General features: G+C 33.2%; 13 protein-coding genes. 9 read left to right on the forward strand and 4 right to left on the reverse strand.

Annotated features, from left to right (window positions below; all coding sequences use genetic code 11):
• Positions 1-13: 13 nt before the first annotated feature.
• Positions 14-2,368, reverse strand: a complete 2,355-nt coding sequence (locus DFQ06_RS10605; RefSeq protein ID WP_133967626.1) for an outer membrane beta-barrel protein — start codon at positions 2,366-2,368, stop codon at positions 14-16.
• Between the two features lie 730 nt (positions 2,369-3,098).
• Between DFQ06_RS10605 and glgA the strand changes: the two genes are divergently transcribed.
• The 6 genes from glgA to DFQ06_RS10635 all read left to right on the forward strand — a co-directional run bounded on the left by glgA (position 3,099) and on the right by DFQ06_RS10635 (position 13,012).
• Entirely contained in the window at positions 3,099-4,301 is a 1,203-nt protein-coding gene (gene glgA / locus DFQ06_RS10610) for a glycogen synthase (RefSeq protein ID WP_133967628.1), read from the forward strand.
• A 30-nt stretch (positions 4,302-4,331) separates the two neighbouring features.
• Entirely contained in the window at positions 4,332-5,597 is a 1,266-nt protein-coding gene (locus tag DFQ06_RS10615; protein ID WP_042502284.1) for a glucose-1-phosphate adenylyltransferase, read from the forward strand.
• A 107-nt stretch (positions 5,598-5,704) separates the two neighbouring features.
• On the forward strand, positions 5,705-7,642 hold the full coding sequence (locus tag DFQ06_RS10620; RefSeq protein ID WP_133967630.1) for an alpha-1,4-glucan--maltose-1-phosphate maltosyltransferase: 1,938 nt from the start codon (positions 5,705-5,707) through the stop codon (positions 7,640-7,642).
• Between the two features lie 74 nt (positions 7,643-7,716).
• Complete coding sequence (gene glgB, locus DFQ06_RS10625) at positions 7,717-9,624, forward strand: 1,4-alpha-glucan branching protein GlgB (RefSeq protein ID WP_074936602.1); 1,908 nt, start codon at positions 7,717-7,719, stop codon at positions 9,622-9,624.
• A gap of 331 nt (positions 9,625-9,955) precedes the next feature.
• Positions 9,956-12,352 carry a glycoside hydrolase family 31 protein gene (locus tag DFQ06_RS10630; RefSeq protein WP_074936599.1) on the forward strand — a complete coding sequence of 799 codons (2,397 nt, stop codon included), beginning with the start codon at positions 9,956-9,958 and terminating at the stop codon, positions 12,350-12,352.
• Between the two features lie 261 nt (positions 12,353-12,613).
• Entirely contained in the window at positions 12,614-13,012 is a 399-nt protein-coding gene (locus DFQ06_RS10635; protein WP_074936597.1) for an MFS transporter, read from the forward strand.
• A gap of 36 nt (positions 13,013-13,048) precedes the next feature.
• Here the strand turns inward: DFQ06_RS10635 and DFQ06_RS10640 are convergent, their stop codons facing one another.
• From DFQ06_RS10640 to DFQ06_RS10650, 3 genes are all read right to left on the reverse strand, one after another.
• Positions 13,049-13,723, reverse strand: a complete 675-nt coding sequence (locus DFQ06_RS10640) for a hypothetical protein (protein WP_133967632.1) — start codon at positions 13,721-13,723, stop codon at positions 13,049-13,051.
• Between the two features lie 107 nt (positions 13,724-13,830).
• A complete protein-coding gene (locus DFQ06_RS10645; protein WP_042496244.1) occupies positions 13,831-14,517 on the reverse strand; it encodes a hypothetical protein in 687 nt (228 codons plus the stop codon).
• An 85-nt stretch (positions 14,518-14,602) separates the two neighbouring features.
• Positions 14,603-16,438, reverse strand: a complete 1,836-nt coding sequence (locus DFQ06_RS10650) for a cation:proton antiporter (RefSeq protein WP_133967634.1) — start codon at positions 16,436-16,438, stop codon at positions 14,603-14,605.
• 62 nt (positions 16,439-16,500) lie between these two features.
• Between DFQ06_RS10650 and DFQ06_RS10655 the strand changes: the two genes are divergently transcribed.
• From DFQ06_RS10655 to DFQ06_RS10665, 3 genes are read left to right on the forward strand one after another with little or no spacing between them, the layout of a single operon-like run.
• Positions 16,501-17,388: a universal stress protein gene (locus DFQ06_RS10655; RefSeq protein ID WP_162857647.1), complete on the forward strand. Its 888-nt coding sequence runs from the start codon at positions 16,501-16,503 to the stop codon at positions 17,386-17,388.
• Positions 17,385-19,580 carry a SulP family inorganic anion transporter gene (locus tag DFQ06_RS10660; RefSeq protein WP_133967636.1) on the forward strand — a complete coding sequence of 732 codons (2,196 nt, stop codon included), beginning with the start codon at positions 17,385-17,387 and terminating at the stop codon, positions 19,578-19,580. The genes DFQ06_RS10655 and DFQ06_RS10660 overlap by 4 nt, the downstream gene beginning before the upstream one ends.
• A gap of 54 nt (positions 19,581-19,634) precedes the next feature.
• Positions 19,635-20,495 carry an MBL fold metallo-hydrolase gene (locus tag DFQ06_RS10665; protein ID WP_074936586.1) on the forward strand — a complete coding sequence of 287 codons (861 nt, stop codon included), beginning with the start codon at positions 19,635-19,637 and terminating at the stop codon, positions 20,493-20,495.
• Positions 20,496-20,509 lie beyond the last annotated feature (14 nt).

A 20,509-nucleotide genomic window follows, 5' to 3' on the forward strand; every position in this document is an offset into this window, starting at 1 on the left:
TTATACAAACATATTAATTATTATCATTAATTCTATTTTCTTCATCTTCAGAAGCGTTTCTTCTACTTGTCTTTTTTCCAAATTTAGACCCAAAACTATACGATAATCTTAATTGAATATTCTGCCTCGACTGGTTACTCTCTACTTCAGCATACAAACCATTATAATCTATAACCCCAACAAAACCTCTATTTAAAATTTTACTAAGCGCTAAATTTACTTTTAGTTTATCGTCTAAAAACTTTTTACCCAAAGAAAAATTTAAGTCGGCAAACCAATCGGTATCAAGACCTCCTTCTAAAGCCCCTGTTCCGTAGTTTCCACTAACTTCTGCATTAATTTCCCATGGTAGCTCGTAACTAGCTTGAGTAAACCAAATTAAGCTCCATTTTTCTAAATTTAAATTATTAGTGGTAGATCCAAATTTATTTTGACTCACAATTATTCCCGTATATCCTTCTACGTTATTTATAAAACTTAAAGGACCAAATAGTCTAAAATTCCAGTTTTTACTATCGCTTAAATTAATAGTTGTACGCTCTATTTGTGCAGTTTCATTATCTTGAGAAACAAACTGAAACATATCGTCTTTAGTTTCGCTGTAAGCTATTGCAAAAAATGGCTGCCCATCGAAGGTTAAATTAAATTGATATTTATTGGTGAATGATGGTTTTAAATTTTCGTTACCAACATCTGAAGATAATGGATCGTAATACGTAACAAACGAATTTAAAGTATTATAACTAGGCCTGCTAATACGGTAGCTATAAGCTAGACTTGCTGCTAAATTTTTATTTATTTTTCTGCTTAATGCTGCACTTGGGAAAAGCTTAGAAATTTCCCGTTCTCGTGTTTCATTATCACTGCTAGAAGTCCCTTTTGTATTGCTATCCTCAAAGCGTAACCCACCAGAAAAAGACCATTTACCCTCTGTGATGTTAATTTTAGAATAGAGTGCAAAAATGTTTTCATCTACCAAAAAAATATTGCTTGCCGTGTTATTAAACTCAAAATCACCATCTTCATTTTCACTAAAAGATTGCAAATCGCTATCTGTATTTACCTGAGAATATTTTGCACCAACACTTAGTTTAAAATCTTCAGAAAGCGTACGAACATAATCACTCCTAAAGGTTTTAATTTGGTAATTTCCGTCTTGTAAATACCTTTGGTTTGTGTAAGCAATAGTACTACCGTCTACAGAAGCCAATGTGTTTCTATTATCATTTTTATAATCTACATAATTAAAATCGGCGGTAAGTTTATGCCCTTCTGTTTTAAACTCATAATACGGATTGATATTAAATACTTTTTGGTCACGATTAAAGCTATTTTCAGAATACAAAAAATCTGTAGTGCTAGCTGTGGTTATAATATTTGCACTGTTTGCAACTCTATCAGAATTTGTGTTACTGTTTTTAATTCCAAAACCAATAGAATGTTTATCGTTGATATAATAATCAATACTACCACTAATTCTAAACGTTTTTGGATTATAAGGTTCAATAGTTGCTTGGTTATAGTTTTCTTCTCCAATGCTTCTATTAATAAACAAATCTTCACGCCATGTTGGGCTCGAATAGCCTGTACTAGCTTGCCAATTTAACTTGTTTTTATAACTAGCAATAGATGCACTTGTGCCATGCTCAAAACCTTCATCTTCACCAACCCAAGTAGACACACTACCATGTGTACCTAACTTTACATTTTTCTTTAAAATAATATTAATAATTGGTCCAGACCCTGTAGCATCAAACTCTGCACCTGGTTGCTCTACCAGCTCTACTTTAGCTATATTATCTGCAGGCATATCGCGCAACAGCGTATCCATGTCCATATAATCGGTAGTTTTTCCATTTATCAAAATTCTAATATTACTTTGCCCAGCATAACTAATACCATTATTGGTTACAATAATTCCTGGCACGCCACGCATAATATCTTGTAAATTAGAATTTATCATTTCTGATTGTTCCAAATCTATAATCAATTTCTCGGCCGTTTGCCTAATTACAGGGCGTTTATGGGTAATTACAATTTCATCTAAAACATCTTCTGCTAAGTTAAAATCGAAAGTTTTCGAATTATTCTCTATCAGAAAAGCATCGCACCTTTTCAACTTAAACCCTAATACCGAAATTTCGAGATAGTAATTTCCGTTTTCAACATTTTCAAATTTATAAAACCCTGCTTCGGAAGAAATAACACCAGTAACAATTTCTTTTGAAGTTGCACTATGTAGTATAACATTAGCAAACTCTAAGGGCTTGTTACTTTCATCTAAGATATAACCAGAAATATTGTTTTGAGCATACGCCGAAATAATACTTATAAAAAAAATGATGAGTGTTTTAATGATTGTGTTCATAACTGTTCGATTTTTTGATATACCAAATTTGAGTAAAAACAGCTAGGTTAAAAAACAGAATAATATCAAATGGGATAAAAAAAGGTTGAATTGGTATTATTTAAAGTTGAATTATTTTTGGCATTCAAAGTATAGCTCCCAACTATTTATCATCACAAAACCCCTTAATTATATAAATTTCATCATCTAATATATGGCTCTCCTTTTTTTCTTTAAACACTAAAGAAAAACAATAACTATTCTTCAAGCCTTTTAGGGTTTAAGTAAAATTAATTATTGAATAATTCGATTAAACTCGATAACACCTATTTTTCTTCAAAAATAAAATTCGATCAAATTTGTTAACAATAATTTTGTATGTTTATAACATAGGAAATATTATTAATAATTAAACTTGCAAAAACACTTAACAACAGGGTGCTTTTCTGAAAATATTTTCCATTTAATTAATATTTTTTCACATTAATAGTTACTAACAATTTTTCAAAATTCGGGCATCGTTTTGTTGTAAAAGCAACAAAACATAGTATATAAAAATGATGTTTATATTTTTTAAAAATTGTAAGAAAAAAAGGAAACAATTAGACAAATTGTTTTTACTTTTATTGTGATAGTAAACAGGTAATATTGATATTCCTATTCATGATACATTTAAATATTCAAAATACAACTGCTCCAAACCGTTTTGAAATAAATGTCTCTAACGACTCTAAAAAACAAAAACAACTAAATGAAAGCACTTTTTTACACAAGAGAATTTCCACCGTATGTTTACGGAGGAGCCGGCGTACATGTTGAATATTTGGCCGATGAGCTGTCCAAATTAATGAAAATTGATGTTCGATGTTTTGGAGACCAAGACTCTAAATCGGATAATTTAAGTGTAAAAGGTTACCCGTTTGAGAACCCTATTTTTGATGGTGCAGACGATAAATTAAAATCGGTATTTAAAACACTAAGCACCGGTATACAAATGAACACAGAGCCTATTGATGCCGATGTTGTACATTGCCATACTTGGTATGCTCATTTTGCTGGTATTATAGCAAAACTTTGTTACGGTACACCATTAGTGATTACCACACACTCCTTAGAGCCTTTACGCCCTTGGAAACGCGAACAATTAGGTCGTGGTTACGACGCCTCTTCTTGGGTAGAAAAAACAGCTATTGAAATGGCCGATGCCCTAATAGCGGTCTCAGAAGAAACTAAAGAAGATGTTCTTAAACATTTTGATGTAGACGAAAGTAAAGTACACGTTATCTACAATGGTATTAACTTAGAACAATACGTAGAAACAAGCGAAACAGCAACTCTAGATACTTATGGTGTTGATAAAACGAAACCTTATGTACTTTTTGTTGGTAGAATTACACGCCAAAAAGGAATTATACATTTAGTAAACGCCATAAAATATATAGATCCGGATACTCAAATTGTACTATGTGCAGGCGCACCAGATACACCAGAAATTGGTGAAGAAATGAAAAACGCCGTAAACGCAGTTAAAAAAACACGTGAAAACGTAATTTGGATTGATAAAATGGTAACTAAGGAAGAAATTATACAGTTATATTCTCATGCTGCTGTATTCTGTTGCCCTTCTATTTACGAACCTTTTGGCATTATAAACATTGAAGCTATGGCATGTAACACAGCCGTTGTAGCAAGTGCTGTTGGTGGTATTAAAGAAGTGGTTGTACATGGTGAAACCGGACTTTTAATTCCGTTAGAACAACAAACCGAAGCACCTTTTGAACCTATTGATCCCGATAAATTTTCGAGAGATTTAGCCCAAGGTGTTAACCAAGTTATAAGCGATAAAAACTTAAGAGAAACCATGGCAAAAAATGGAAGAAAACGTGTTGAAGATTATTTTGACTGGGTAGCCATTGCAAAACAAGTAGAAACACTATACGAATCAATAATATAACGAACAACTAAGCACTAAAAAACTAAAAATATGATAAACAACAAAGTTTTAGCCATTGTTTTAGGAGGCGGTCAAGGATCCAGACTTTACCCATTAACCGATAAAAGATCTAAACCAGCAGTTCCTATTGCCGGAAAATACAGACTTGTAGATATACCAATCTCAAACTGTATTAACGCAGATATTAAGCGTATTTTTGTGTTAACTCAATTTAACTCAGCATCACTTAACAAACACATTAAAAACACCTATCACTTCAGTTTTTTTAGTAGTGCTTTTGTAGATGTATTGGCTGCCGAACAGACTCCAGAAAGTAAAACTTGGTTTCAGGGTACTGCCGATGCGGTTAGACAGAGTATGCATCATTTTTTAAGTCACGATTTTGAGTACGCTTTAATATTATCAGGAGATCAATTATATCAAATGGATTATGATAAAATGATTGAAGCTCATGAAGCCTCTAATGCCGAAATATCTATTGCAACCATTCCTGTAAATGCAAAAGACGCCACATCTTTTGGTATTTTAAAAGCGAATGATGAAAACGTCATTACATCATTTATAGAAAAACCCGATGCCGAATTGTTACCAGAATGGACTTCGGAAGTAAGTGAGGAAATGAAAGGTAAAGGCCGTAACTACCTAGCTTCAATGGGTATTTACGTGTTCAATAAAGATTTACTAATTAAACTCATGGAAAACCCTGATACTATAGATTTTGGTAAAGAAATTATTCCGCAATCTATACACGATCATAAAACTTTAAGTTACCAATATGAAGGGTACTGGACAGATATTGGAAATATAGACTCATTCTTCGAAGCGAATTTAGGCTTAACTGACGATATTCCTCAGTTTGATTTATACGATGAAAAAAAACGTATTTATACGCATGCTAGAATGTTACCTACCACAAAAATAGCAGGCACTGTTTTAGACAGAGCTGTAGTTTCTGAAGGTTGTATTATTGGTGCTGCAAAAATTGAAAAATCGGTAATTGGTATTCGTTCTAGAATTGGTAAAGAATCTACCGTAATTAACACCTACATGATGGGTAGTGATTTCTACGAAACTTTAGATGAAATAGAAAACAACCGTATTAAAGTCCTTACCGGAATTGGAGAGCGCTGCTTTATTAAAAACTGTATTCTAGATAAAAACTGCCGTATTGGTGACGATGTTCGTATTAACGGCGGAAAGCATTTAGAAGATAAAGAAACAGACATGTACTTTATTAAAGATGGTATTGTTGTTGTTAAAAACGCTGCAACTATTCCTTCAGGATACGTTATTTAACCAAAATAGCAACCAAAAATCAAATTTCTTCACCAATTAAAATAGCTTTAGCTGGTGAAGAAATCTGACTAAAAAAATATTGATTACCATACATAACTAAGCAAACAATGCAAAATCAAAAAAGAGTTGTAATTGATTATGTTTCACCAACTGTAAACGGTGGCGACTTTTATATTAAACGTGTAGTAAATGAAATTGTAAATGTAGATGCACATATTATGGCCGATGGTCATGATGTTTTAGGAGCTGCCATACTTTACAAACACGAAAACGATAAAACATGGCAAGAAACTCGAATGGTGCTTACTTCTAACGATGAGTGGAAAGCATCCTTCAGTGTACAAAAACAAGGGTTTTACAACTATAAAGTAGAAGCATGGGTAGATTATGCTTTAAACTGGAGATACGGTTTAATTCGTAAAATAAACGATGGTCAACATGTGGTTTCAGAATTATTAGAAGGCGCCGAATATATTGAGCCACTTTTAAACAAAGTAAATGCTGATGATAAACAATATTTAGAACATTTACAGCGTATTTTTAAAGATGAAAATAGTTATGGTGAGGCCATTTCCGAAGCAGTAAAAGAAAGGCTTTATAATATTTTCTTCCAAAACCCAATTAAAATACTTGCCAATACCTCTTCAACATACAAAGTTTACGTAGATAGAAAAAAAGCAAGATTTAGCACATGGTACGAGTTTTTTCCGCGTTCAGCGTCGGAGCACAAAGGCGTTCACGGCACTTTTAACGATTGCGCACGCTTATTACCAAGAGTAAAAAACATGGGGTTTGATGTGGTTTACCTACCACCTATCCACCCAATTGGAGAAGTTAACCGTAAAGGAAAAAACAATACTACAGAAGCCAAAGAAGGTGATGTTGGTTCTACATGGGGTGTTGGTTCGCAATATGGCGGGCATAAAGACATCCATCCACAGTTAGGGAATATCGACGATTTCAAAGCGCTTATACAAACAGCAAAAGATAACAATCTTGAAATTGCTATGGATTACGCCTTACAAGCCGCACCAGATCATCCTTGGGTAAAAGATCATCCAAAATGGTTTAAATGGCGACCAGATGGTACCGTTCAATATGCTGAAAACCCACCAAAAAAATATCAAGACATCCTTCCTATTTATTGGGAAAGTGAAGACTATAAAGCCCTTTGGAACGAGTGTTTAGATACTATGTTGTATTGGGTAGATTGTGGTATTAACATTTTTAGAGTTGATAACCCACACACAAAACCTTTCTATTTCTGGAATTGGATTATTTCTGAAGTAAAAGCAAAACACCCCGATGTTATCTTTTTAGCCGAAGCTTTTACAGCTCCAAAAGTAATGAAACAGCTTGCTAAACAAGGTTACACACAATCGTACACCTATTTTACATGGCGTGAGAGCAAACATGAAATCACAGAATATGTAGAAGAGCTAACGCAAAGCGAACTAAAAGAATATATGCAACCTAATTTTTGGCCAAACACGCCAGATATTAATCCATATCATTTACAAGGCGCTAACGAATCTAAACATATTCAGCGTTACGCACTAGCAGCTACTTTAAGTTCTAGTATTGGAATTTATGGGCCTGTTTTCGAATATATGCTATCCGAACCATTACTGGGAAAAGAAGAATATTTAAATTCTGAAAAATTCCAAATTACACATTACAACTGGGAGCTTAAAAACAAGCTAACTACTATAATTTCGAAAATCAATTTTATTAGAAACCATAACGAAGCCTTACAACAAACCAATAATATTAAATTCTGTAACATACAGAATGACAATTTAATAGCCTTCTATAAATGGAACAATGATAGAACCAATGAGATTCTAGTTATTATCAGTTTAGATGCCCACAACTCGCAACAAGGTAATATACAAGTGCCGTTGCAAGATTTAGCGGTACATTCAGGACATAATATTGAAATGCACGATTTAATTACCGATAGCCGTTATAATTGGAATAATGAATGGTGTTATGTGGAATTACACCCAACAATGCCTTTTCACATTTTCAAGATTAACAAGTAAAACTTAAGGGTTTAAACCCCATATTAAAACAACGACATAATTTTCCTTTAAACAGGAATTAACAACATAATTTTATGGCACAAGTAAAACCGTATAGCTTATTTACAGAATTCGACATAAACCTTTTTAAAGCAGGAAAACATTACAGGCTTTACGAAAAAATGGGGTCGCATTTAGTAACCGTAGATGGTATTGAAGGTACGTATTTTGCCGTTTGGGCACCTACAGCAAAACAAGTATCTGTAGTAGGCGATTTTAACTTCTGGATGGAAGGCGAGCATCAATTAAATGTACGTTGGGATTCTAGTGGTATTTGGGAAGGTTTTATTCCGCTTGTTGGTAAAGGCAACATCTACAAATATAAAATACAAAGTAATAATAACGATATAAAAACCGAAAAGGCCGATCCATATGCACGCCGTTGCGAGCATCCTCCAAAAACAGCTTCTATTGTTTGGGACGATTCTTATAAATGGAAAGATACAGATTGGATGAAAAAGCGTAAAGAAAAAAACGCTTTAGATGCACCTTACTCGGTTTACGAAGTCCATTTAGGATCTTGGAAAAGACAGGTTGAAGAAGACCGTTTTTTATCTTACTATGAGCTAGCAGACGATTTAGTAAACTATGTAAAAGACATGAATTTTACACACGTAGAACTTATGCCTATTATGGAATATCCATACGACCCATCGTGGGGTTACCAACTTACTGGGTATTTTGCGCCATCGTCTCGATTTGGTTATCCTGAAGAATTTAAGTACTTGGTAGATAAACTTCACCAAAATGATATTGGAATAATTCTAGATTGGGTACCATCGCATTTTCCAGAAGATGCGCACGGTTTAGGCTTTTTTGATGGCTCAAATTTATATGAACATCCAGACCCAAGAAAAGGTTATCACCAAGACTGGAAAAGTTTAATTTTTAATTATGAACGTAACGAAGTAAAATCGTTTTTAATAAGTAATGCTGCCTTTTGGATGGATCAATACCATGCCGACGGCTTACGTGTAGATGCTGTAGCATCAATGTTATTTTTAGATTACTCTCGTGAAGATGGTGAATGGGAACCAAATATTTATGGTGGTCGCGAAAATCTAGCTGCTATAGATTTCTTAAAAGAATTAAATCAAGAAATATATGCATCATTCCCAGATGTACAAACCATTGCCGAAGAATCTACAGCATTCCCAGGCGTATCAAAACCAGTGTTTTTGGGTGGTTTAGGTTTTGGAATGAAATGGATGATGGGTTGGATGCACGATACTTTAGATTACTTTTCTAAAGATCCTGTATACCGAAAATATCACCAAAATGATATTACTTTCAGTTTAGCTTATGCCTTCTCAGAAAATTTTATGTTACCACTTTCTCACGATGAGGTGGTATATGGTAAAAACTCTATTTTAGGCCGTATGCCTGGAGACGAGTGGCAACGTTTTGCAAACTTGCGTTTACTTTACGGTTATATGTTTACACACCCAGGTACCAAATTAAATTTTATGGGTGGTGAAATTGCTCAGTATGATGAATGGGATTTTCAAGGTAGTATAAACTGGAACTTATTAGAATTCGAACCACATAAAAACTTTCAGAATTACTTTAAAGAACTAAACAAAATATACAGAACAACACCAGCTTTATATGAAAAAGCCTTTACAGGTGAAGGTTTTGAATGGATTAGCTACGACGACCATGAAAACTGTGTGATGTCTTACATGAGAAAAGGTTATGAATCTAAAGACGATGTGGTGGTTATTTGTAATTTAACACCAACAGTTCGTGAAAATTACAAAATTGGTATTCCTGTAAATGGTAAACTAAAAGAGCTTTTTAACAGTGATGCTAAAGCATTTGGTGGTAGTGGCGTTTCAAACAAAAAGCAAATTACCATTAAAAAAGACCCTTGGAATGGTAAAGATTATTCGGCAGAGGTTACACTTTCGCCCTTATCTGTAACTATTTTTCAGTTTAAATAGAAAATTTAGATTAATGGTCTCATATAAAACAAGTTATTACACTTAAAAAATTCAACATCAATTAGTATCCCTTTTCAAATTGAAAAACTACTAATTGGTGTTTTCTAATATTCTAACTCATCGCATTAAAAAAAAAAAATCAACTTATTTAGTAATTAATAATAATCTGAAATTCAAAAAACAGAACTTTTGCCGTTCTTTAAGTATTTTTCAATAAACCCCTAAAAATTTGAGTTTTACACATAATATCAATTCAATTTTTAGTAAAAAGAAGCCTGTTTGCGCATTAAAAATTAGTAATTTCGAAAAATAATTTTAATACTTAGTCCATATGATATTAAATACAGAACTAGAATATAAAGGGAACCTATTCCCTTCTAACATAACAAAATACAGTAAAGATGTAGATGTACTACATTTTTCTACTTCAAATAATGTAATACTTAAACTTACAGTTTTACGCGATAGTGTACTTCGTTTTACCTACACTACTGTTGGTAAATTTGAAAGAGACTTTTCTTATGCTATAGACGAAGATGCTAGTAGAGGTTATAACCATTTAGAAATTACAGACGACGAAGAAAAATACGTTGTTACTACTTCAAAATTAATTTGCCATATTCATAAATCGGATTTAAGAATTTCACTTTACGATGCTGCCGATAATAAAATTATTTGCGAAGACGAACTTGGTTTTCACTGGGAAGAAAGTTACGAGCTTGGTGGCGATATTGTAAAAATGAGTAAAGCCGCTCAAAACGGAGAAAGTTATTATGGATTAGGTGATAAGCCAGAACATTTAAACTTAAAAGGACGTCGTTTTGAAAACTGGGCAACTGATTCTTATGCTTTCGGTAAACATACCGACCCTATTTATAAAGCTATTCCGTTTTATACAGGTTTACATAACGGAAAATCTTACGGAATTTTCTTCGATAATACTTTTAGAACTTACTTCGATTTTTGTAGCGAACGTAGAAACGTAACAAGTTTCTGGGCACAAGGTGGGGAAATGAATTATTACTTCATTTACGGCCCTAAAATGCAAGATGTAGTAAAGAACTATACCGATTTAACAGGAACCCCAGAATTACCACCATTATGGGCCTTAGGGTACCACCAATGTAAATGGAGTTACTATCCAGAATCTAACGTAAAAGAAATAACAGCAAAATTTAGAGAACTTCAAATTCCTTGTGATGCTATTTATTTAGATATCGATTACATGGAAGGTTTCCGTTGCTTTACTTGGAGCAAAGACTATTTTCCAGATCCAAAACGTATGGTTAAGGAACTAGCAGACGATGGTTTTAAAACCGTAGTTATTATAGATCCAGGTATTAAAATAGATAACGAATACAGTGTGTTTAGAGAAGGTCTGGAAAAAGATTATTTCTGTAAACGTGCCGATGGCCCTTACATGAAAGGAAAAGTTTGGCCAGGTGAGTGTTATTTTCCAGATTTCACCAGACCAGAAGTTCGCGAATGGTGGGCCGGTTTATTTAAAGAACTTATAGAAGATATAGGCGTAAAAGGTGTTTGGAACGACATGAACGAGCCAGCAGTAATGGATGTACCGGGAAAAACCTTTCCGCCAGATGTACGTCATGATTACGATGGTAACCCATGTAGCCACAATAAAGCACACAATATTTACGGTATGCAAATGGCCAGAGCCACTTACCATGGTTTAAAACGATACAACTATCCAAAACGTCCGTTTGTAATTACACGTTCGGCATATTCTGGAACGCAACGTTATACCTCAACCTGGATGGGAGATAATGTAGCCACTTGGGAGCATTTACAAATAGCAAACATACAAGCACAACGTTTAGCATTATCAGGATTCTCTTTTGCAGGATCGGATATTGGTGGCTTTGCAGAACAACCAAATGGCGAACTTTACGCACGTTGGATTCAATTAGGTGTTTTCCACCCGTTCTGTAGAACACACTCTTCTGGAGATCACGGAGAGCAAGAGCCATGGGCTTTCGATACAGAAATTACCGATGTTGTTCGTAAATTTATCGAAATTAGATATCAATTATTACCATACCTATACACAGCATTTTACCAATACTCGCAAGACAATGTGCCTATGCTGAAATCTTTGGTTTTATTCGACCAAGACGATGTACAAACACACTATAGAATAGACGAGTTTATCTTTGGTAACCAAATATTAGTTTGCCCAATAAACGAACCTAATGCTAAAGGAAGACGTATGTATATTCCAAGAGGTGAGTGGTTTAATTACTGGAATAAAGAACAAGTATCTGGTGGTAAAGAAATGTGGGTAGATGCCGATTTAGATAGCATGCCAATTTTTGTAAAAGCAGGTGCCATTATACCTAAATACCCTATACAACAGTACGTTGGCGAAAAGGTAATTGAAGAGCTAGGTTTAGATGTTTACTACAAAAATGGTAAAGAAGATTCTGAACTTTATGAAGATGCAGACGATGGTTACGATTACACAAAAGGACGTTACAGTTTAAAGAAATTTAACTTAGCCGGATCTGAAGATAAATTAATTATCCGTATCCATAAAAGAGGTCAATACGTAACCACTTATAACACCTTTAAAGTTAATTTATACGGTTTACCTTTCGAAGTAAAATCTATAAAAGTAGACAACGAATATGTCGATTTAGCCGATGTAAAATTCGAAAATAATAGCCTTGTAATAAGTAAAGAATTTACAAACCTTCAAATTAAAGGTTAATATCAAAATACCAATAGTACTAAAGCCTCTTTGTGAAAACGAAGAGGTTTTCTTTTTTTTGGGCAAATGGCAAGCCACCGCGCTATCCGCTACTAGTTTTGGCTCGATGCATGCCTCGCCAAAAGCTAACCACTACTATCGCTTTTGCATTATCGGCCAAATACAGTCAATACCTCAACTAAAAGCCAATTTGCACTATACATTTTAAATAACAAAAAAATTATCTAAATTCGTTAACCAAACGGCAACACAACTTTATTTATGGAAGAGAAATTAAAAGTAACAAAAATGATACATATCGCTTTATGCTCAGGTTTAGTTATAGCCTATATTTTTATCGGTGATGTAACTTCTATAAGCTTTAATATGCCAGCTTTAAGCCAATCTAACATCATTTATGTTCTTATCCCTATAATTGCTTATATATTTAGTAATTTCATGTTTAAAACGCAGCTAAAAGCAGCCGATAAAACACTAAAACTAGAAGCAAATATGGCTGTATACCAAACTGCGTCTATAGTAAGATGGGCCATACTAGAAGGTGCTGCTTTTCTAATTTTACTTCTTAATAAAGATTTTGTACTCTTCGGTATTTTAATAATACTATACCTAGCGTTAATACACCCTACGGAAGATCGTGTAAAAACAGATTTAACATAAACATTAAAAACAAGTATTATATTCTAAGAAAACTGTTTATAGGTTTTCAGAAACCAATGTGCTATCTATAGAATTGTTATAATTAGTAAAATAATTGAATAAAAAATCTTCATATTCCATATCCGAACGTCTCATTTTTCTGTAAAGCTCTTTCCCTAATAATTCAGGGAATTTATTAAAATCAGATTTGTTGTTTATTTTGTGTAATCCATTTAAATCTTCAAAATAAAAAGACTTAAAATACTTACGCTTATAGCCTTGACGACTTTCTCCTCCAATTTCTATTCCATTATCACCAAATGAATAAGCTCTTATATCTGAAAACTCATGAACATAAAAATTAACCTTTCCTTGTTCCATATCTTCAGATAAATTCTCAATATAAGTAAGCATAAAAGCATTGGAATACATATAAGATCCGATAGAATTTTTAAAAGGTAAAGATTTTAATCTAACAACATCTCCCTCTGAATTTTTGAATATAAGATACTCAAAATCATCAGGATTTATCGATACGCCAGTCTGCTTTCCTGTCTTATCTAACGCGGCAAAACCACCATGTAATTTATTTACGGGTAGTTCAAAACCATAAACAGTAATATCTTCGTTTAATTTATTAATTACGGTATATTCCCATAAATAATTAACATCTTGTGAATAGCTAGAAACCGTAATTCCAATAAAAAAAGCAAGTAAAATTTTCATTTTCATAGTAAAGAATTTAAATTAAAATAATACCAATAATTATACCAGGTTTACTAAATTTGAAAGAATTTTCATAAACATTAAAAACAAGTATTATATTCTAAGAAAACTGTTTATAGGTTTTCAGAAACCAATGTGCTATCTATAGAATTGTTATAATTAGTAAAATAATTGAATAAAAAATCTTCATATTCCATATCCGAACGTCTCATTTTTCTGTAAAGCTCTTTCCCTAATAATTCAGGGAATTTATTAAAATCAGATTTGTTATTTATTTTGTGTAATCCATATAAATCTTCAAAATAAAAAGACTTAAAATACTTACGCTTATTCCCTTGACGAACTTCTCCTCCAATTTCTATTGCATTATATATTCCACTATAACCATATGAATAAGCTCTTATTTCTGAAAACTCATGAACATAAAAATTAATCTTTCCTTGTTCCATATCTGCAGATAAATTTTCAATATAAGTAATCATAAAAGCATTGGAATACATATGAGATCTAATAGATTTTTTAAAAGGTAAAGATTTTAATCTAACAACCTCTCCCTCTGAATTTTTGAATATAAGATACTCAAAATCATCAGGATTTATCTGTACGCCTGTCTGCTTTCCTGTCTTATCTAACGCGGCAAAACCACCATGCAATTTATTTACGGGTAGTTCAAAACCATAAACAGTAATATCTTCGTTTAATTTATTAATTAAGGTATATTCCCATAAATAATTAACATCTTGTGAATAGCTAGAAACCGTAATTCCAATAAAAAAAGCAAGTAAAATTTTCATTTTCATAGTAAAGAATTTAAAATAATAGTAACATCAATAATTATACCAAGCCTATTAAATTTGAAAGAATTTTCACTATTACTTTATACTATTAAACCTTCTCAACATCAATAGGTTTACCTAAATACACCAACTGAAAACCTTCTTCTATAGTATCTACATTTAAGTTATTAGAAGAAATAATATGCAATTCTCCTTCATTATCTTTAATAAAAAGTGGGATAATCTCTTTGTCCTTATTTGTAATTTCTATTAAACCTTCGTAGTGTTCCCTATCTTCTAAATCAATTTCTTGTATCGATGGGTGATTTCTAGTTACATCACTTAAGGTGTTATAATCATCCGTTTTACTAAACAAACCTTCATTTGGACTACTATTTTCATCTAGCATTTCTTCTTTAGTAACTAACCTAAAAGCACCGTTTTCACCAAATTGCTTGCTAAACTTATTGATAGCATATTTATTAATATCAGAATTTGCAGTTAATGCCATTAAATATCCCATATCGTTTAACTCGATATCATCCATTAAGCTATCCGAGTAAATATTCATATTCATCGCACTTAAACCTAGTTCTTTTGCTTTTTGAATATTCCGTTCGTTGCTATCAATTAGCACCACGTTTCTACCATTAGATTCTAAATAATGCCCTAATAATCTAGATACTTTAGACGCTCCAATAATTAAAATTCCTTCAGATTTCTTCAAGAAAACACCTACCATTTTTGCAAACATACGTGCCGTAGTTGCGTTTAATAGCACAGTTCCTAAAACAATCATAAAAACCAAAGGCGTAATATATTCTGCTCCTGGCACACCTTCTTTAGCTAATTTTAAACCAAATAAAGATGCAATACCAGCAGCTACAATACCACGTGGGCCAACCCAACTGATAAACACTTTTTCGTTTAATTTTAGTAAAGATCCATAGGTACTTAAAAACACACCTATTGGTCGAATTACAAAAACAATAACAGAAAAGAGTATAACAGTTTTCCAATCGTAAATTAACATTAAGTCAGATACATTTATGTTGGCCGCCAAAAGAATAAACAGAATAGAAATAAGTAATACACTCAGCGATTCTTTAAAATAAAGTAGTTCTTTTAAATAAGGCGATTTTGAGTTTCCTAAAACCATCCCCATAACAACTACAGCTAGTAAGCCCGATTCGTGAGCAAAACTATCAGATAGTACAAAAACACCTAAAACAGCCGCTAATGCAAACACGTTTAATAAATAATGCGGCACAAACTTTCTGTTTAATATAAAATTCATGGCATGTGCAAAAGCAAAACCAAAGGTAGAACCAAACAATACAATTTTACCAAACTCTATTAATGCTGTTTTGGTAAACTCACCACCAGCATCTACACTAATAAACTCGAAAACCAATACGGCTACTAAAGCCCCAATCGGATCTATTAGAATACCTTCCCATTTTAAAACAGCAGAAATATCTTTTCTTAGTGGTATGTTTCTTAAAATAGGCGTAATTACCGTTGGGCCAGTTACAATTATTAAAGCAGAAAATAAACAGGAAATTTGCCAGCTTAAATCAAAAATATAATGAGCAGCTAATGCTGCACCGAAAAAAGTAACCATAGAACCTATGGTAATAAGCTTAGTTATTACGGGTCCTACATTTTTAATTTCGCTCATTTTTAAGGTTAATCCGCCTTCAAACAGAATAACACTAATTGCTAAAGAAACAAAGTAGAATAGACTTTCTCCAGGAAATAAGCCTTCGCTTCCATTCCAAATCGGTTCTATCCATTTTGTACCATCTCCGCTTAAAAACTCAGCCGCAATAGGGCCAACTAATAAACCAATTAAAATTAGCGGTAAAATCGCTGGAATTTTAAATTTCCATGCTACCCATTGTGCTAATATGCCTAAAATTATAATGCCTGCTAGTTCTATCATTTATAAGATTCTCTAAAAAAAGACTAATTTAAGTAAAACAGACGACTTGAAGTTTTTAAAAAATGTTATCTTTCAACTTTGAGCAAAAAATAGTAAAACACGTGAGTTTAAAGCCTTTTAAAAGTATTGGAATTGGTGTGGCATTTTCGCCAAACCTAAAAGCGAATCTATTCGAGGCTGCAAGGCTATCGGTATTTTTTGATGCCAAATTATTTTTAATACACGTTGGAGAACCTTCCGAAGAAAAAACCAATGGCTTAAACGAGATTCTTAAAAGTTTTGAAAAAGACCAATTGAATTTTGAAGTTGTTTTTAAAACTGGAGATCCTGTAGATGTTATTTTATCGACTTCCGTAGAAAAAAAGATAGATTTACTTATTCTTGGAGCCGTGCAACGCGAGCGTTTTGTAAAATACTATGTAGGTTCGATTGCTCGGAAAATTACACGCCAAGCCAAATGTTCTATTTTATTATTAGTTAAACCATCTGTTGTTAGAGCACCTTGCCAACATATTGTAGTTAACGGCTTAAAAGATCCAAAAACCGAAAGCACTATCACGGCTGCTTTTTATGTTGCCAACCAATTAAAGGCTAAAAAAGTTACTATTGTTGAAGAAATTAATGAAGAACAAGTAACTGTAAAGGTGGACGATGATAAATCTTTACGTCGTGCAACGATAATAAAAGAGCGTATAAAATTAAGAGAAAACTCGAGAATAAAGGAAATAATAAGTCATATTCCAGTAGAATGCACCACTGAAAAAAGCATAAAATTACAACCCATATTTGGTAAAAAAGGCTATTCCATTGGGCATTATGCTCAAATTATGCGTGCCGATTTATTAGTGATGAACGCGCCAACAAAAATGACGTTTTGGGATCGTTTATTTCCGCACGATATTGAACATATTTTAACCGAATTACCAACCGACGTACTAATCCTTCAATGAGTTCAAAAAAAAACAACATAGCCACATTTTTTCAAACCTTACCCAAAAACATATTTTCTGGTTTTGTAGTTAGCCTTATAGCCTTACCCTTAGGTTTAGGTTTAGCCATGGCTAGTGATGCTCCACCAATTGCAGGTATAATTTCAGCCGTTATTGGCGGTATTGTAGTCTCCATTTTAGGCGGAAGTCATGTTACCATAGTTGGTCCAGGAAACGGATTAGTAGGCGTAATTTTAGTAGCCATAACCACTTTAGGTTTACAAAATGCTTACATAGCTATTGTGTTTTCGGGTGTGCTTTTAATGGGACTTGGTTTTTTACGTATGGGTGCTTTAGCCAATTTTTTCCCGTCATCGGCCATACAAGGGATGTTGGCTGCCATTGGTTTAATTATTTTAGGTAAACAATTTCATATTATGTTCGCGCACAAAATAAAGCGTGAAGACACCATAGATTATTTATTAGAAATACCTTTTACTATTAACGATGCCTTGCATTACGAAAGCAAAGGACTTGTTTTTGCAGCTTTGGCAGGTGTAATTAGTTTAGCAATTATGTTGTTTTATTCCAAAATTAGAAACAAATATTTGCAACTTATTCCTGCACCTATGTGGATTGTTATTTTATCCATTGGGTTTAGTTATTACTTTGAAATTGGCTTGCACGAACCCAACCCAATTGCTAAAGAATACATGATTTCTGGCATACCAAGTTTTCAAGATATTATTGCAGATATACCTACGCCAAATTTTAGCGGTATTTGGAGCTTTCCGTTTTGGGCAAGTGTTCTAGCACTTACGCTTATTGCAAGTATAGAATCGCTTTTAAGTATAAAAGCCGTAGATAAATTAGATCCAGAAAAAAGACGTTCTAACGTAAATCGCGATTTAAAAGCCTTAGGTTTAGCGACTATTGGTAGTGGTTTTTTAGGCGGATTAAATGTTGTTACCGTAATTGCACGTAGCTCGGTAAATGTAAATAATGGCGCAACAAATAGATCGGCCAATTTTTTCCATGCCTTTTTCTTAGTACTATTTATTGTGCTTTTTAGCACGCAGCTTACCAGAATTCCGCTGCCTGCTTTAATGGCTATTTTGGTTTATACAGGTTATAAATTAGCCTCTCCAAATGTAATTACAAAAATATTTTCCATAGGAAAAGAGCAGCTCGTTATCTTTTTTGTAACACTTATTATCACCTTAAAAATCGGATTAATTTCTGGAATTATATCGGGTGTTATTGCCACATTAATTATTCATATCATCATTAATAAAAGTGCTGGCTTATTTCTAAGAAACGTATTAAAGCCGAATGTTTTAATGTATCAAGAAACAGATGGGCAACACAACTTTTATGTAAGTGTAAAGCACTTTTGTAGCTTTTTAAATTACTACAGACTTAAAGAACAACTCGATGCTGTTCCCGAAAATCAAGATATTATTGTAGACTTTTCGCTTTGCGAGTTTGTAGACCATACCGTTATGGAAAACATGAATAATTACCAAAAGTTATTCCAAAAACGTGGTGGCCATTTTGATGTTGTTGGTTTAGATATGCACGATACAGATTCTAAACACCCATTCGCGCTACGCCGTATGTTACCTGTTCCAAAAATTATAAAAAACAGCTTAACAAGACGCCAAACTAGCATGAAAAGTTTAGCTAAAGATTACAACTATAATTACAGTTCTAAAAAAGAAAAAGAAGTTTCGTTTTTAAACAATTTTCAGTTTTTTAACACCAAAAACATCAATCATGTTTACAACAAATTATCTCATGAAGATAAAAAGATGAAACTCTTTGATATTGAATTTTCTGAAGGTGAATTTATCGCTAAAGAAGTGATTAGAAAAACCATGCTTTACATTAACCTAAACCATAATATTCCTGAATTTACTCTAGATAAAGAAGGTTTTTTAGAAAAAGTATCTGCTCTTGCTGGTATTAAAGATATTGATATTGAAAACCATGATGATTTCTCTGATCGTTTCTTTCTTTTAGGTGAAAATGTAAATGAAATTAGCCAATTTTTTAACGACGATATTACTCACTTTTTTGAAAGCAATCCTTACTATCACGTTGAATCTAACGGCTCTGCCCTACTTATTTTTGGCAGACAACGTTTGGCCGGGATGAAAGAAATAAAAGCACTCTTCGATTTTGGAAAACGTTTAAAAGCTGTTATTTCTTAATATATTCTTAACGTTTTCAACGATTAACAATAGATTCCGTAATTTTACGATCTTATGAAGTTATACCCTATCAATTCCGGTAATTTTAAACTAGATGGCGGTGCTATGTTTGGTGTTGTGCCTAAAACATTATGGCAACGCACAAATCCCGCAGATGCCAATAATCTAATCGATATTGCAGCTCGTTGCTTACTTATTGAAGATGGAGACAGGCTCATTTTGATTGATACGGGTATGGGCAACAAACAATCTGATAAATTCTTTGGTTACTATTCGCTTTGGGGTAACGATACTTTAGATGGCTCGCTAAAAGCGCATGGTTTTCATCGTGATGATATTACTGATGTATTTTTAACGCATTTACACTTCGATCATTCTGGTGGATGTATAGAATGGAATAAAAATAAAACAGGTTATCAACCCGTTTTTAAAAATGCTCATTATTGGAGTAACGAAGACCATTGGCAATGGGCAACCCAGCCAAATAATCGTGAAAAAGCATCCTTTTTAAAAGAAAATATTATTCCTATTGAAGAAAGCGGACAGCTTAAGTTTACAGGAATTCCTAATTCGAATACATTAAAAAATTCACCCCTAGGATTCGATATCTTCTTTGCCGACGGACATACCGATAAACAAATGATACCGTTAATACATTACAAAGGAAACACCATCGCCTTTATGGCCGATTTACTACCAACCGTTGGGCATTTACCATTACCATTTGTTATGGGCTATGATACTCGACCGCTGTTAACGTTAAACGAAAAAGAAAGCTTCTTAAATTTAGCAGCCGACAACAATTTTTATCTCTTTTTAGAACACGATGCACACAACGAAATTATTACCGTAAAACACACCGAAAAAGGCGTGCGATTAGATCAAACATACACAACTCAAGATATTTTTAAATAAATTAAAGACTAACT

This window comes from Algibacter lectus (assembly GCF_004368925.1).
Classification (GTDB): domain Bacteria; phylum Bacteroidota; class Bacteroidia; order Flavobacteriales; family Flavobacteriaceae; genus Algibacter; species Algibacter lectus.

Coding starts and splice junctions, on each gene's coding strand:
- DFQ06_RS10605 (WP_133967626.1), bottom strand. CDS start 2,368: ATGAACACAATCATTAAAACACTCATCATTTTTTTTATAAGTATTATT.
- glgA (WP_133967628.1), top strand. CDS start 3,099: ATGAAAGCACTTTTTTACACAAGAGAATTTCCACCGTATGTTTACGGA.
- DFQ06_RS10615 (WP_042502284.1), top strand. CDS start 4,332: ATGATAAACAACAAAGTTTTAGCCATTGTTTTAGGAGGCGGTCAAGGA.
- DFQ06_RS10620 (WP_133967630.1), top strand. CDS start 5,705: ATGCAAAATCAAAAAAGAGTTGTAATTGATTATGTTTCACCAACTGTA.
- glgB (WP_074936602.1), top strand. CDS start 7,717: ATGGCACAAGTAAAACCGTATAGCTTATTTACAGAATTCGACATAAAC.
- DFQ06_RS10630 (WP_074936599.1), top strand. CDS start 9,956: ATGATATTAAATACAGAACTAGAATATAAAGGGAACCTATTCCCTTCT.
- DFQ06_RS10635 (WP_074936597.1), top strand. CDS start 12,614: ATGGAAGAGAAATTAAAAGTAACAAAAATGATACATATCGCTTTATGC.
- DFQ06_RS10640 (WP_133967632.1), bottom strand. CDS start 13,723: ATGAAAATGAAAATTTTACTTGCTTTTTTTATTGGAATTACGGTTTCT.
- DFQ06_RS10645 (WP_042496244.1), bottom strand. CDS start 14,517: ATGAAAATGAAAATTTTACTTGCTTTTTTTATTGGAATTACGGTTTCT.
- DFQ06_RS10650 (WP_133967634.1), bottom strand. CDS start 16,438: ATGATAGAACTAGCAGGCATTATAATTTTAGGCATATTAGCACAATGG.
- DFQ06_RS10655 (WP_162857647.1), top strand. CDS start 16,501: ATGTTATCTTTCAACTTTGAGCAAAAAATAGTAAAACACGTGAGTTTA.
- DFQ06_RS10660 (WP_133967636.1), top strand. CDS start 17,385: ATGAGTTCAAAAAAAAACAACATAGCCACATTTTTTCAAACCTTACCC.
- DFQ06_RS10665 (WP_074936586.1), top strand. CDS start 19,635: ATGAAGTTATACCCTATCAATTCCGGTAATTTTAAACTAGATGGCGGT.